The organism is Paraglaciecola aestuariivivens, from assembly GCF_052983255.1.
In genome coordinates this window covers 55,053-69,021 of the sequence record NZ_JBRKBA010000008.1, presented here as the reverse complement: position 1 = coordinate 69,021, position 13,969 = coordinate 55,053, and the positions used below count along the sequence as shown (strand labels likewise).

Here is a 13,969-nt window from a genome sequence, read left to right as displayed (position 1 = left end):
ATTTAAAATATAGCATTTTGGTTTAAATACAACTTCTTAGCTCAATTTAGCTGAGCTTAACTACTGCACGAAATCTCTAACTCTTTACCCCAATCTGGTGGTAAAGCTGCAAACTTTTGATGCAAGCTAGAGTCGGCAAAGGGGGTATGTAAAACCTCAAGATATTGCTCAAATAAACTGAAGTCTTGATTTTCGGCTTGTTCAATTACTTGCTGAGCCAAGTAGTTCCTTAATATTACTGAAGGGTTCACTTGGCGCATAAGTGATTGCCTATAACTTTGCTCAAGATTTTGCTCTTTTAAGGCCTGAGTGTAGCTTTTGGCCCACCCATTAAAACGTTCCTGATTGATAAAATGATCTGCTAAAGCTTGATTGTTGCTGTGTAAATCAAAGTCACACAGTTGACGAAAACTAAAGCTAAAGTCTTTTTTTTCTGCAACTAAAATGTCACACCAAGAGTTAACTAACTTGGCATTGATTTGAGCATATTCTACTTGATTGACTAAGCCTAATTTTTGCTGCATTAGTTGTGCGTACTCACGCAAAAAACACGGCTCATATTGCTCTAAAACTTGTTGCAATTGAGTCACGTCTAAATAAGGGGTAAAAGCTTGCGCCAAGGCGTGTAAATTCCACAGCCCAATACTGGGTTGCCTATCAAACGCATAGCGACCTTGGGGATCTGAATGGTTACAAATAAATTGGGGATTAAAATCGTCTAAAAACGCATAAGGGCCAAAATCGAAAGTGATGCCATGGATAGACATGTTATCTGTATTCATCACCCCATGATTAAACCCATAAGCTTGCCATTTGGCCATTAATATAGCGGTATCTAGTACGATTTTCTCAAACATAGCCAGGTATGGACTAGGACTTTGTTGGCAATCAGGAAAATGATACTTAAAACAATAATCAAATAATTGTTGTAGCTTTTGCGGTTGTTGGCTGTGGTAAAAATATTCAAAATGGCCAAATCTTATATGACTTTGACAGACTCTAATCAGTTGTGCCGCATTTTCTTGTTTTTCTCGATAAACCGCTTGCTCGCTGGTGATCAAACATAAGGCTCTGGAGCTAGGAATGCCTAAATGGTGTAAGGCTTCACTAGCAAGGTATTCTCTAATAGTTGAGCGCAATACCGCCAGTCCATCAGCAAACCTAGAATAAGGCGTAGGACCTGCCCCTTTAAGGTGTAAATCCCAACGTTTTTGCTGTGGATCTATGACTTCTGCTAATAACAATCCCCGACCATCGCCTAAATCTGGATTCCAGTGCCCAAATTGGTGACCGCCATATTTTTGCGCCACGCTTTGGGATTGCAATTTTCCTTGAGGTTCAAATAAAGCTGCAAATAAGTAGCTTTGTTGTTGCCACTTTGGACTAAGATTTAAATCTCTGGCAAGTTCATGGTTGTACGCAGCTAAATGTGCGTTATGGAGTTTATTTGGCTTGACTTCACTACACAGTGAAGTAAGTTCATTGGCAAAAGTGTGATCTAACTGCATAAAAACAGTGTAATTAACTCAACCCATTATTCATACAAACTTTTACTTAAAAGCGAGAAAAATATGAAATCTTTGATAGTTAAACTAGCATCTTCAGCCCTTATTGTGGGTTTATTTGGCTTTAACGCCCAAGCGGCTGATGTTGAAGCAGGTAAAGCCAAGTCTGTTGCTTGTGGTGCTTGTCACGGTAGCAATGGCATTTCTATGATCCCCATGTACCCCAACTTAGCAGGGCAAAAAGAGCAATACTTAGTCCTGCAACTTAAAGCTTTTAGAGATGGCAGCAGAAAAAACATGATCATGGCACCTATGGCTGCGGGCTTAAGTGATGAGGATATTGCCAACCTGTCTGCTTATTACGCGCAATTAGATGCTGCAGGTAAATAATGACACTAAGCAAGCAAACTATGCCTGAGGCCAATGCCCTAATGGGTGATTTTCAAGCTATCACCCAATTTATTATTGAGATTGAGAAACTTAAAAAAGTAGAACGTAGAATTAAACCTGTTGGTCTTAGCCGTTATGAAAATAGTGCCGAGCATAGTTGGCAAATTTCTTTACTTGCGCTGACATTATTACCTTATGCAGAGCAGCCTGCCGATCCACTTAAAGTGGTTACTATGTTGTTATTACATGACATAGTGGAAATTGACACAGGAGATAAGTTTGCTTATCACGCTAATCATGAAGATTACCAAAATGAATTAGCGGCGGCAGAGCGGATCTTCGCCATATTACCTGAAACCCAAAGGCAAGCTTATTTAGCCCTGTGGATAGAGTTTGAACAGGCCGAAACGGCTGAAGCAAAATTTGCTAAAGCCGTGGATAGGTTAATGCCAGTCTTACAAAATTTGCATAATGGTTGCCAAAGCTGGCAAGAACATCAAGTTTCGGTTGCGCAAATATTGCAAAAAAACCAAGCCATTCAATATGTGCACCCTAAATTGTGGGAATGGGTGCAAGCTCAAGTAAAACAAGCAGGTGCAAGAGTAGGGTTAAAGTAATTAATCAAGTCAATAGATCTCTATAGCAAAATGGAATTTGAGCATAATGCCTAAAGGTCGTATAAATCCTAAATTAAACAAAGAGATAAACCAATATGATTACCCTGCATCACTTAAATAATTCACGTTCTCAACGTATTTTATGGTTACTTGAAGAGCTAAATCTTGAATATGAGCTGGCCTTGTATCAAAGAGACAGTGTGACCAATCTTGCCCCAAAAGAGTTAAAGGCCATTCACCCCTTAGGCAAGTCTCCTGTTATCACAGATGGCGATATTACTATTGCTGAATCAGGGGCGATTATTGAGTATTTAATTAACACTTACGCCAAATCAGCGAATAATCAGGAATTATCGCTACCGACCCAAGGCAGTGAAGCTCAAAGGCAAGCATGTTACTGGTTGCATTTTTCAGAAGGCACTATGATGCCACCCCTTGTGGCTAAGTTAGTGTTAGATAAGGTCAAAAAAAAGGCCAAACCATTTTTTATTAAGTTTATTGCCAATAAAATTGTTGAGCAGTTAATGGCTGGGTACTATGGGCCGATCATCAGTCAAAATATCCAGTTTATTGAACAACACTTAGCTGAGCATCAATGGTTTGCAGGAGATGAGTTAAGCGCAGCCGACTTTCAAATGAGTTTCCCCTTAGAAGCAACTGTGGCCAAAGGTAATGCCAGTAACCTGCCCAATATTAAGCGATTTGTACAACAAGTACATGCAAGGCCAGCGTATCAAGCGGCGCTGAAAAAAGCCGGGCAATACGACTATGCCTAATTAAGCGGGAATGATTAAGACTATTTTTTTAGCAATAGGGCTGGGTTCAGCCCCATAGCTTAAATTACTAATTTTCTTCTATTATTTTTTCGATAGGTAAGCCCATTTCTAACATCTGCTTTCTGGCTTCTTTAGGGATAACCTGAGGGTTATCTTTTTCTAAGTCTTGATCATCTGGCAAAGGCTGCCCAGTGAAAGCATGTAAAAAAGCTTCACATAATAACTCTGAATTGGTTGCATGGCGTAAGTTGTTAACTTGCCTGCGAGTGCGTTCATCGGTTAATACTTTTAAAACTTTTAGCGGAATAGAAACAGTGACCTTTTTGACCATTTCACTTTTCTTACCGTGTTCTGCGTATGGGTGAATATATTCACCATTCCATTTTGTTGAATTTGCCATATCTACTATCTTTAGTCTTTCTTATGCATTGAAATTCTAAACAATACCAGCAAAAGGTCAATGATAGACTGCTAAACATCTTGACGGCTTTACGTACAAAGTTTAGTTTAGACGTCTAAACGGCTAAATTACTTCGGAGTTCTACATGGTGTCATACGCACAAGGGATAGACGCATTAAATCAATCTTTGTCAGAGGTACAGGGAATAGATGTTTCATTTGAATTTTTCCCACCTAAAACACCTGCCATGGAGCAAACCTTATGGAAGTCGGTGGAGCGCCTAGCGCCATTAAAGCCTGCCTATATGTCTGTGACTTATGGTGCCAATAGTGGCGAACGTGACCGCACTCATGATGTGGTAAAACGCATACAAAGAGAAACCGAGATTCAAGCTGTTCCACATCTTACTTGTGTTGATGCAACCCGAGAAGAACTGGTTGAGATTGCCAAAGACTACTGGCAAAGCGGGATCAGAAAAATTGTGGCCTTGCGTGGTGACTTGCCTAAAGGAGTAGAAGCACCACAATCTTATGCGTCTGATTTAGTTAAGCTGCTAAAAGACGTGGCAGATTTTGAAGTGGCAGTGGCTGCTTATCCAGAAAAACACCCAGAAGCGCCAAACGCGCAATTTGATTTATTAAATTTAAAACGCAAAGCAGAAGCAGGCGCCACTGAAGCAATCAGTCAGTTTTTCTTTGATACCGAAGTGTTTTTACGCTTTAGAGACAGAGCCGCGGCCACAGGCATAGATTTAGATATAGTGCCTGGCATCTTGCCTGTTACTAACTACCAAACCTTACAGCGCTTTGCTGGCTTTACTAATGTGCATGTTCCTCAATGGTTACATAAAATGTATGACGGTTTAGATCAGGAAGATCAAACAACGCGTAACTTAATGGGCGCCAGCATTGCTATGGATATGGTTAAAGTGCTTGCTAAAGAAGGGATTAGAAAATTCCATTTTTACACCCTAAATCGCAGTGAACTTAGTTATGCTATTTGCCATATGTTAGGGGTTAGAGCAAACTAGCTAGCATTATTGGTTTTAGACTATTTGGCTGAATGAAAATTATCCCAGCGTTTGACTTTGACTTAGTGCAAGGCTTGCTAAAAATTAAAGACTTTTTGCGCCTCTTTGTGGCGCATTGTTTGCGAGACAAAATTACCGTTTCGGCGGGGCATTTGGCCTATGTGTCACTTTTGTCTTTAGTGCCTTTTATCATGGTGTTTTTTACTATTTTGTCGGCTTTCCCGGCCTTTTCTGATGCCAGAGCAGATCTCGAAGCTCTAATCTTTGATAGCTTTGTGCCAACAGCGGGGGATCAAGTGCAAACCTATATGGCAGAGTTTATAGGTAATGCTTCGGGTATGGGGGCCATAGGTATTTTGTCATTAGTGATAGTTGCGCTAATGCTGATTTCCAATATAGACAAAACCCTGAATGCAATTTGGCGCTCTAAAAGTGAAAGACCGCTAATTTTCACTTTTGCTATTTATTGGATGGTTTTAACTTTAGGCCCATTATTAATGGGCTCTAGTGTGTTGATTAGTTCATATTTAGTTGGGCTAGCCAATTATGCCGAACAATACACCTTAGGCCTAACCACTAGCTTGCTTAAACTCGTGCCATTCTTAAGTTCTGTTTTTGCATTTTTTATTGTGTATATGTTGGTGCCAAACAAAAAAATCTCCCCTAAGCATGCTGCATGCGGTGCGTTAGTGGCTGCGCTTTTGTTTGAGCTAAGCAAAAAGTTATTTGCCATTTATATTGTTAGTTTCCCTTCGTATCAGCTGATTTATGGTGCGCTGGCGGTGATCCCAATTTTATTTTTATGGGTGTATTTATCTTGGATTGTGGTGTTAGTTGGCGCAGAAGTGACTCATGTTTTAGAGGTGTTTTTACATGAGCAACCAGAAGAAACTTTTACTGAAGAAGAGCCAGAAGAACAGGAAGGCAAGTCTAGCTCACCTTCCTGAGAGTAAGTTTAGGTATTATTCATACTAGCAATAAAGCGATTAGATTCACTAATGGCTTTGTTCATGTCAGCCAATAACGAATTAATCTCTTGCTTAATGCCATTAAACTCCCCTTGTAACGCTCCCACGGCACTGGCGTTGAGGTTGTGTTTTAAATACAACACATTGTCTCTTAAAGCCGCGAGTACAGGCTGCATTTTGCTTTCTGCACTATGCATAGACTTAAGTAAGGTGCGATAACGCCTTTGGGTGTCTTTTAGTTGAGTTTGGCTCGCTCTTTTAAATTTGGCATTGGTGTAGTTTTCTAACTCGTCTTGCCATTCATCAAATAGTGCTTCAGCCACACTTTCGACTTTTTTGATGCGCTTACTCACCATCTCGGCTGATTGTTCGCTGGCTTCAAACTGATCTTTTAGTTGTTCGTACACAGATTGCAGTTCGCCGCCTTCAAAATTGATTAAGTGGCTGAACTCTTCAAGTGCAGAACTAAATTGTTGTTGCGCTTCTTCTTGTGACTCTTTGGCATCTTCAACTCTGTCGACTAAAATATCTCGCTTTTCAATGCCAACTTTTTCCCAAGCCGCATAATAAGCAGATTGACAAGAGACCAGTGCCAATAAGAGTGGGACTAATATAAATTTAGCCATAGCTAGGCCTTAAATCTGGCAGCGTCAATGATGGCCCAAATATGAAATATAAAGCCAAACACCGCCATAAAAAATAAAATACCTGTTGCCGCTAACGAGTAATTTACACTTACAAGTACAAAAAATAACAAGGCGGCTAATATTCTACCTTGCACAAGTTGGCCTAAGCCAGGGATAAAAAAACTACAAATTGCAGCTAATACGTTTCCACCTGAACCTTGTCCTGACATTGCCTATCTCCTAAAAATTAAGTAACTTTTCATGGGGTAAAGTAGTAAATTAAAGCAATATGCTTAAATAAACAAATGTGATGTGTAAATTTATATGACGCAACTTTTTCCACCTATTAAACCTTTTCATAGTGAAATGTTAGCCGTAGCAGATGGCCATGAAATTTATGTTGAGCAAAGCGGCAATAAAAAAGGCCTGGCTGTTTTATATTTACATGGTGGCCCTGGCGCTGGAATAGGCGAAGACTATAGGCGATTTTTCGACCCTGAAAAGTATCATATTATTGGCTTTGACCAACGAGGCTGTGGAAAATCTACCCCTTTTGGAGAGCTAAGTCACAATACTAGCCAAGATTTAGTGGCGGATGCGCTAACAATTCAGCAACACTTAAATATCAAACAATGGGTGTTGTTTGGCGGCTCATGGGGTTCAACTTTGGCTCTGTTAATAGCGATTGAACAACCAGAGTCAGTCATAGGATTAATTTTACGTGGCATATTTTTAGCTAGGCAGGAAGACTACCACTGGTTTTTAGATGCAAAGGGTGGCGCGGCACAATTATTTCCAGATTATTATCAAGACTTTGTCCAACCTGTGCAGTCTGCTTTGGTTAATCAATCTGTCGTTGAAGCCTTTGATCAATGTTTTAATACAGGCAACGAAATTCAAAAAATGGCTGCCATAAAGGCATGGTATTTATGGGAATCTCGTATCAGCCGTTTGCATTGTCAATTGAATGATGATGAGTTAATTAATGATGTGCATAGCGCTATTAGCCTGGCGCTTTTAGAGTGCCATTACATTAAACATCAGTGTTTTATTCCAGAAAACTTTATTTTACAGCAGATCGCAAAAATTCAGCATTTGCCTGCCACTATAGTGCACGGTCGTTACGATACTGTGTGTAAACTTGAAGGGGCTTATGAATTAAAACAAGCTTGGCATAACAGTGTATTACATATAGTGCCTGAAACAGGGCATAGCGCCGGTGAGCCGCTAATGACTCAAGCGTTGTGCGCCGCCACTCAGTCTATGGCGAAGTTTTGGATGGAAAATAAATGATTGCGTTAATTCAACGAGTAAAACAGGCAAAAGTTGAAGTTGATAATCAACTAATTGCTCAAATCAATCAGGGTATTTTAGTGCTTTTGGGCGTTGAGAAGGACGATGATTTAGCTAAAGTAAAAAAGCTTAGTCAAAAGGTGTTAAATTATCGTATCTTTTCCGATCTAAATGGCAAGATGAATTTAAATGTGCAGCAAATTGAAGGGCAACTATTAATAGTGTCTCAATTTACCTTAGTGGCCGATACTCAAAGTGGCAATCGACCAAGTTTTTCATCGGCTGCACCGCCCGAATTAGGCCAACAGTTATATCAAAGTTTTGTTGAAAACTGCCGCCAAAGTGGTGTGTTATGTGAAACTGGGCAGTTTGCCGCAGATATGCAAGTTTCATTAATAAATGATGGCCCAGTTACCTTTCAATTGCGGGTATAATGGGTTGTTAAGCTAACATTATTTTTAAGGTCTAGTGTTGATGCTAGACGAACTCAGTAAATGCCTTTGACAATGGCATGACAGGATTTTTATTAGATGTACAAAATAGATACGCCTACAAGCGAAGAAGAGTTTGCCGAGTATTTTAACTTTCGATGGAAAATGTTGCGTAAACCTTGGAAGTTTCCCGAAGGCTCTGAAAAAGATGAATACGAACAGGTCAGTCAGCACCGCATGATCCGTGATGCCGCAGGCAAGGTTGTGGCAGTTGGGCGGGTGCATATGAACACCGCTGAAGAAGCACAAGTTCGTCATGTGGCCGTTGAAAAGTCATTACAAAACAAAGGTCTGGCTCGCATGTTAGTTTCGGCACTGGAAGCGGTAGCGCGTTCAGAAGGTGCAGTGCGTATAGTGACTAATAGTACCGACATTGCTATAGGCTTTTTCCAGAGCATGGGTTTTGAAATGCAAAGGGGGGAAAGCAAAGAATTAGGTGAGCAACAACGCCATCAAATGGTTAAGGCTTTGGTTGATCCTAATGTAATTATGCTGCATCCCAAATGGTGTAAATTGCTGCAAAAGACTTGGCATGAAACTATTCCAATTACAGAGCAAATGGGCATTAAGCTGTATCAATACACTGGGCGTACCTTAGAAACCCGAGCTTCGCTAAATAAAAATATTAACTTACATGGCACTATGTTTGCGGGCAGTATCTTTTCATTAGCTACGTTGACGGGCTGGGGTATGATCTTTTTGCAGCTTAAACAAAAAGGCTTAGACGGCGAGATTGTGTTAGGTGATGGCAATATTCATTATCATAAACCTATTACTATGCAACCTAGAGCCTTATGTAATATTGAATCGGTGAATGCAAAATTTGAAATCTTAGAAAAAGGCAAAAAGTGCCAAGTAAAACTCAATGTGGCCATTTTAGATGAAGACAATGCGGTTGCTGAGTTTTCTGGTATATATTGGGTTCTACCTAGTCGAAAAGATAAATAAGCTGTTGATTTAAGGCATAAAAAAAGCGCGTTTAACGCGCTTTTTTTAATTTGAAAGTTTTGCCTTAGGCAACCATGGCATGTTGCAGTTTTTTCATGGCGTTCTTTTCAATTTGACGCACACGCTCTGCTGATACTTGGTATTTATCTGCCAAGTCTTGCAATGTGGTTTTGTCATCAGACAACCAACGGGTTTGAATGATATGCTGACTGCGCTCATCAAGGGTTTTAATGGCTGAGTAAAGTCTATCAGAGGCGTTAGAATCCCAATCGGCATTCACTACATCAGACTCAACATCAGCGGTTTTATCTTCTAAATATTGAACCGGTGCAAAGCTGCCGCTTTCATCATCGTCTGCAGATAAGTCAAAAGCTTGATCTTGGCTGCTCATACGAGCTTCCATTTGCAATACTTCTTTGGTGCTTACACCAAGTTCGTCTGCTACTTTTTGCACCTCTGCATGAGTAAACCAGCCTAAACGTTTTTTGTTTTTGCGAAGGTTAAAGAATAATTTGCGTTGTGCTTTAGTGGTCGCAACTTTCACAATACGCCAGTTTTTAAGCACAAATTCATGAATTTCAGCTTTTATCCAATGCACAGCAAAAGATACAAGCCTAACGCCAACACTAGGGTCAAAGCGCTTCACGGCCTTCATTAGACCAATATTGCCTTCCTGGATTAAATCGGCTTGGGGTAAGCCATAACCAGAATACGACTTAGCAATATGTACAACAAAACGAAGGTGCGACATGATCAGCTTTCTGGCTGCTTGTAAGTCACCATCTTGTTGTAAACATTCGGCTAATCCGCGCTCTTCCTCGGCTGAAAGCATGTCTATACTGCTTACAGCTTGAATGTAAGTTTCAATACTGCCCGTTTGAGGAACAGTTAATGTTAATGCGCGTAAATCTGTACTCATAGTTACCTCGTATTACACTTGGCTCGCGATTCTATCAAAAAACCTAAAACTAACCAATCACTACTACTTTATTTAAGTGTATTCTTGTTACTTAAGACCGCAACTTACAGGAAAAATTTCCATCTTGCTATATATAGTGTTGCATCTAAACTTTTCAACTACCTAATTACATTTTTTTAATGTAGTTATTATTCAACTTAGCTTAAATTATATTACGCACCACCATAGATTTTAGGATCAATTTATTTAACACCTAACCCTAATGAGAAGGCCGATTTTATGTTTGCATATGTAGCCCGTCAAGCAATCTTAGATAGAAATAAAAAGCTGTATTCTTACGAGTTATTGTTTAGGGAAGGTGAAAAAAATTGCTTTCCAGATATTCCGCCAGACGAGGCAACATCTAAAATTCTTACCGACAGTCATTTAGACCTAGGCCTAGATGATATTACTGATGGTCAATTAGCTTTTATTAACTTTCATCAAGATACTTTGTTATATCGTTTTCCTACCTCACTCGACCCTAAAAAAGTGGTAATTGAAGTGGTAGAAACAGTCAAACCTACAGCAGAACTGGTTCAAGCTTGTATAAACATAAAAGAAATGGGCTACACCTTAGCCTTAGATGATCATGACTTTGACCCGCAATGGGATCTGCTATTGCCTTATGCCGACATTATTAAAATAGATATAGTTGAGTGTGATGAACAAACGCTCTTAGACAATATTGGCAAGTATAAAAACTCAGATATTCGGCTAGTGGCAGAAAAAATTGAAACCCATGAAGAGTTCGAAAAATATAAAGCCATGGGCTTTGACTATTTTCAAGGCTACTTTTTTGCCAAGCCAGAAGTGATAAAACAAAAAAAGTTACCTACTTCTAAATTAACCTTAATTGAGTTGATAGGCGTCAGTGCGAATCAAGAATTTGATATTGAGAGTGTTAGTGAAATTATTGAGCGTGATGTTTCACTATCCTATAAATTATTGCGTTTTATTAATAACCCACTTCTAAATAAAAGTAATAAAATTAGTAGCTTAAAGCATGCTTTAAATTATATGGGTCAGGTTGAGGTTAAAAAATTTATTGCCTTATTAGCTTTGGCCAACTTAGGTGACACTAAACCTGTTGAGTTGATCCATTTGTCTTTAATCCGCGCTAAATTTTGCGATTTGGTGGCGCAATCTAAATCTATGCGAACCAATCCTCCCGAAGGTTTTTTAGTGGGCTTGTTTTCGTTGCTCGATGCTCTGCTTGATCAACCAATGGATACAATAGTTGAAAAATTGCCTTTAGGTGACGAATTAAAATCAGCTTTGTGTGGACAAGAGAGTGAATTGAAAAAAGTGTTGGCCTTAATTGAGGCTTTTGAAAAAGGCTATTGGCAGGGCGTTGAGACCTACTCACAGCAGCTTTCATTAGACGTTAGATTAAGCCAGGCTTTTTACAATGAGTCGTTAAAATGGGGGATTGCCATGAAGCAAGCGGTGAAAAGTGATTAGCCTATATTTGTCTACTAAACAGAATCTATTTATCTAATTTTTAATAATGCTATGATGGGTTTTTAGGCAAGTCGTTAGCACTACGCCTTCCATTATAATAATTAGACAGGAACAGTATGTTTGCTTTTATTGCACGGCAACCTATTTTAGATAGAGACAGAGAAGTGTTTGCCTACGAGTTGTTTTTTCGTGACGGCAAAAACAATTGTTATCCCAACATTGAGCGCGAGGAAGCCACTTCAAAGTTGATAGCTAAAAAATATCAAACCTTAGGCTTAGATGATATTTCGTGCAATAAAAAGTCATTTATTAACTTTCAATCTGAAACCTTACTCAAAGGCCTACCTAGCAATTTAAACCCAGATAATGTTGTGGTTGAATTAGTAGCTGAAGAGCACAGTGAAGGTGGCTTATTAGATATTTGTAAGCACGTAAAAAAAATGGGCTATAAACTGGCCTTAGATGATCACAGGTTACAACCAGATTGGAAAAACTACTTACCTTTTGTTGATTTGTTAAAAGTAGATTCCGCTCAACATGATCTTGATTTATTGTCTAAAAATGTTGGACGTTACATTGATGCCAATATTCAATTGATAGCCGACAATGTACAAAGCCAAGAGCATTTTGGCATTTTCAGAGATATGGGCTTTGACTATTTTCAAGGCTACTTTTTTGCTCGTCCTGAGTCTGTTACCAACGAAAACTTGCCTACCTCTAAGTTAACCTTAGTAGAATTAATGAGTGCCAGCTCGAGTGAATCCTTTGATGTTGAGAGCATCAATAACGTAATTGAGCATGATGTTGGTTTGTCTTATATGTTGTTGCGTTTTATTAACAACCCAACCATTAACAAAAGATACAAAATCACTTCATTAAGGCATGCCCTTAACTATATGGGTGAAGTGGAAATTAAAAAGTTTATTGCTTTGTTAGCCTTAGCTAATCTGTCTGATGATAAACCTATCGAATTACTGCATTTATCTTTAGTTAGAGCTAAGTTTTGTGATCTAGTGGGCGCCGAAAAAAATATAGGTAGCAACCCTCCCACCGCATTTTTAGTTGGCTTGTTTTCATTATTAGACGCGTTACTCGATCAAGACATGGCGTATTTGTTAGATAAAATTCCGCTGGTTGAGGAAGTCAAAGAAGCTTTATGCGGTGGTCAAAACGATCTGGCCATGTATTTAGTTTTAGTACGTGCCTTTGAGAGTGGTAATTGGTTAAAAGTGATCCGCATTGCCAAGGTATTAGAAATAGATCAAAAACTTCTACACAGTTTATTTAATCAGGCTATTTTGTGGGGTAATGGTGTACGCCAGTCTATTTCTCCTCACTTTCCAGCGACTAAACCTTAACCTCTAATCTCAAATTAGCTGAGCAATGAACAAGCTTATTAAAGAGCATATGGTTGTGGCACAAAATGCCTCAGGTCGAAATATGCACGTGCCTTTGTATCGTTTTATAGGACAGCAGCCAGGGCCTAAAGTGTATATTCAAAGCTCAATCCATGGCGCTGAAGTTCAAGGAAATGTGGTCATATACCAGCTGATCCAATGGCTAAAGCTTCATCCTATTTGTGGCGAAATTATTTTAGTGCCCAATTGCAATCCAGTAGGAACCAATATTAAAGCTGGCGAATATACACTAGGCCGCTTTGATCCTGTTAATGGGACCAATTGGAATCGTGGATATTTTTACGATCAGGCTTTTATTCAAAACTTCGCAAACAGCATAAAACTGTCTGAGTCTGTCGCGGCAATCAAAGCGCGTTTTCGACAAAAGATGAAACAGCAGATCCAACAAACCTTAGACCAAGGCTGGGGCATAGGGTTGGCACAAAGGTTAAATCTAAAGTTACAACAACTGGCTTTTGACGCCGATTATGTATTGGATTTACATACTGGTCCAGTGGCTACTAGGCATATTTATGTGCCTAAATACGCAAAAGCTTCAGCTAAATTATTTAATATTCCTCACGTTATTTTTATGCCCAATGCTTTTGCAGGTGCATTAGACGAAGCCATGTTTTGTCCATGGTGGACCTTATCTGAGTTAATCTCTGAGCAGCGAGAACAACCAATAGATTTTGAAGTAGAAGCTTTTACTTTAGAAATGGGCAGTCAGGAAGTGATCTGTTTTGCAGATGGGCAATTTGATGCAACAAGCATCTTAAGTTTCTTAAGCGCTAAAAAGCTGCTGTTGTCGCAAGACTTTGTTGCCCTAGACATACAGCGTTTGGCCGTAAATTTGGCAGATTATAAAACTTTGTATACCCAGCAAGGCGGCATAGTAGAGTATTTAGTTAAACCTGGTGAGCGAGCTAAACAAGGTCAGGTGCTAGCTAGAATGTTAAATGTAGATAACTTAGACAATGAACAAGCGACTGTAGATATAGTGGCGCCTTGTGATTTAGTGGCTATTTTACATTTTCCTTCTGCATCTGTTTTAAGTGGAACCCAACTCTACAAATGCTTTACCCACTACTTTGAGATTTAAGCCC

16 protein-coding genes are annotated in these 13,969 nt (G+C 39.4%); 11 read left to right on the top strand and 5 right to left on the bottom strand.

Annotation, left to right across the window (positions count from 1 at the left end; translation table 11 throughout):
- Positions 1–56: 56 nt before the first annotated feature.
- Positions 57–1,508: a protein adenylyltransferase SelO gene (locus ACVCDT_RS12680; protein WP_447133155.1), complete on the bottom strand. Its 1,452-nt coding sequence runs from the start codon at positions 1,506–1,508 to the stop codon at positions 57–59.
- A gap of 63 nt (positions 1,509–1,571) precedes the next feature.
- Here ACVCDT_RS12680 and ACVCDT_RS12675 point away from each other — a divergent pair, with 63 nt between their 5' ends.
- From ACVCDT_RS12675 to ACVCDT_RS12665, 3 genes are all read left to right on the top strand, one after another.
- A complete protein-coding gene (locus ACVCDT_RS12675) occupies positions 1,572–1,895 on the top strand; it encodes a c-type cytochrome (protein WP_447133154.1) in 324 nt (107 codons plus the stop codon).
- On the top strand, positions 1,895–2,512 hold the full coding sequence (locus ACVCDT_RS12670) for an HD domain-containing protein (RefSeq protein ID WP_447133153.1): 618 nt from the start codon (positions 1,895–1,897) through the stop codon (positions 2,510–2,512). The genes ACVCDT_RS12675 and ACVCDT_RS12670 overlap by 1 nt, the downstream gene beginning before the upstream one ends.
- A 95-nt stretch (positions 2,513–2,607) precedes the next feature.
- Complete coding sequence (locus ACVCDT_RS12665; protein WP_447133152.1) at positions 2,608–3,288, top strand: glutathione S-transferase; 681 nt, start codon at positions 2,608–2,610, stop codon at positions 3,286–3,288.
- A 67-nt stretch (positions 3,289–3,355) separates the two neighbouring features.
- Here ACVCDT_RS12665 and metJ read toward each other — a convergent pair whose 3' ends face one another.
- Complete coding sequence (metJ, locus tag ACVCDT_RS12660) at positions 3,356–3,688, bottom strand: met regulon transcriptional regulator MetJ (protein WP_447133151.1); 333 nt, start codon at positions 3,686–3,688, stop codon at positions 3,356–3,358.
- 145 nt (positions 3,689–3,833) lie between these two features.
- Here metJ and metF point away from each other — a divergent pair, with 145 nt between their 5' ends.
- Together metF and ACVCDT_RS12650 are read left to right on the top strand one after the other, a co-directional pair.
- Positions 3,834–4,718, top strand: a complete 885-nt coding sequence (gene metF / locus ACVCDT_RS12655) for a methylenetetrahydrofolate reductase (RefSeq protein WP_447133150.1) — start codon at positions 3,834–3,836, stop codon at positions 4,716–4,718.
- A 32-nt stretch (positions 4,719–4,750) separates the two neighbouring features.
- Positions 4,751–5,665 carry a virulence factor BrkB family protein gene (locus tag ACVCDT_RS12650; RefSeq protein WP_447133149.1) on the top strand — a complete coding sequence of 305 codons (915 nt, stop codon included), beginning with the start codon at positions 4,751–4,753 and terminating at the stop codon, positions 5,663–5,665.
- 8 nt (positions 5,666–5,673) lie between these two features.
- On the opposite strand, the gene ACVCDT_RS12645 is transcribed toward ACVCDT_RS12650, so the two are convergent.
- Together ACVCDT_RS12645 and ACVCDT_RS12640 are read right to left on the bottom strand one after the other, a co-directional pair.
- On the bottom strand, positions 5,674–6,312 hold the full coding sequence (locus ACVCDT_RS12645) for a DUF2959 domain-containing protein (RefSeq protein ID WP_447133148.1): 639 nt from the start codon (positions 6,310–6,312) through the stop codon (positions 5,674–5,676).
- Positions 6,313–6,314: 2 nt separating this feature from the next.
- The gene (locus ACVCDT_RS12640) at positions 6,315–6,542 is read right to left on the bottom strand and encodes a hypothetical protein (RefSeq protein WP_447133147.1); all 228 of its coding nucleotides are present in this window, start codon (positions 6,540–6,542) and stop codon (positions 6,315–6,317) included.
- 94 nt (positions 6,543–6,636) lie between these two features.
- Here ACVCDT_RS12640 and pip point away from each other — a divergent pair, with 94 nt between their 5' ends.
- From pip to ACVCDT_RS12625, 3 genes are all read left to right on the top strand, one after another.
- Positions 6,637–7,605, top strand: a complete 969-nt coding sequence (gene pip / locus ACVCDT_RS12635; protein WP_447133146.1) for a prolyl aminopeptidase — start codon at positions 6,637–6,639, stop codon at positions 7,603–7,605.
- Entirely contained in the window at positions 7,602–8,039 is a 438-nt protein-coding gene (gene dtd, locus ACVCDT_RS12630) for a D-aminoacyl-tRNA deacylase (RefSeq protein WP_447133145.1), read from the top strand. The genes pip and dtd overlap by 4 nt, the downstream gene beginning before the upstream one ends.
- Positions 8,040–8,135: 96 nt before the next feature.
- Positions 8,136–9,044, top strand: coding sequence for a bifunctional GNAT family N-acetyltransferase/hotdog fold thioesterase (locus ACVCDT_RS12625; RefSeq protein WP_447133144.1), 909 nt, complete (start codon positions 8,136–8,138; stop codon positions 9,042–9,044).
- A 64-nt stretch (positions 9,045–9,108) separates the two neighbouring features.
- Here the strand turns inward: ACVCDT_RS12625 and rpoH are convergent, their stop codons facing one another.
- A complete protein-coding gene (rpoH, locus tag ACVCDT_RS12620; protein WP_447133143.1) occupies positions 9,109–9,963 on the bottom strand; it encodes an RNA polymerase sigma factor RpoH in 855 nt (284 codons plus the stop codon).
- A 279-nt stretch (positions 9,964–10,242) separates the two neighbouring features.
- Between rpoH and ACVCDT_RS12615 the strand changes: the two genes are divergently transcribed.
- The 3 genes from ACVCDT_RS12615 (at position 10,243) to ACVCDT_RS12605 (ending at position 13,965) form a co-directional block, all read left to right on the top strand.
- Entirely contained in the window at positions 10,243–11,466 is a 1,224-nt protein-coding gene (locus tag ACVCDT_RS12615; protein WP_447133142.1) for an EAL and HDOD domain-containing protein, read from the top strand.
- A gap of 116 nt (positions 11,467–11,582) precedes the next feature.
- Entirely contained in the window at positions 11,583–12,824 is a 1,242-nt protein-coding gene (locus tag ACVCDT_RS12610; protein ID WP_447133141.1) for an EAL and HDOD domain-containing protein, read from the top strand.
- 25 nt (positions 12,825–12,849) lie between these two features.
- Positions 12,850–13,965, top strand: coding sequence for a peptidase M14 (locus ACVCDT_RS12605; protein WP_447133140.1), 1,116 nt, complete (start codon positions 12,850–12,852; stop codon positions 13,963–13,965).
- Positions 13,966–13,969 lie beyond the last annotated feature (4 nt).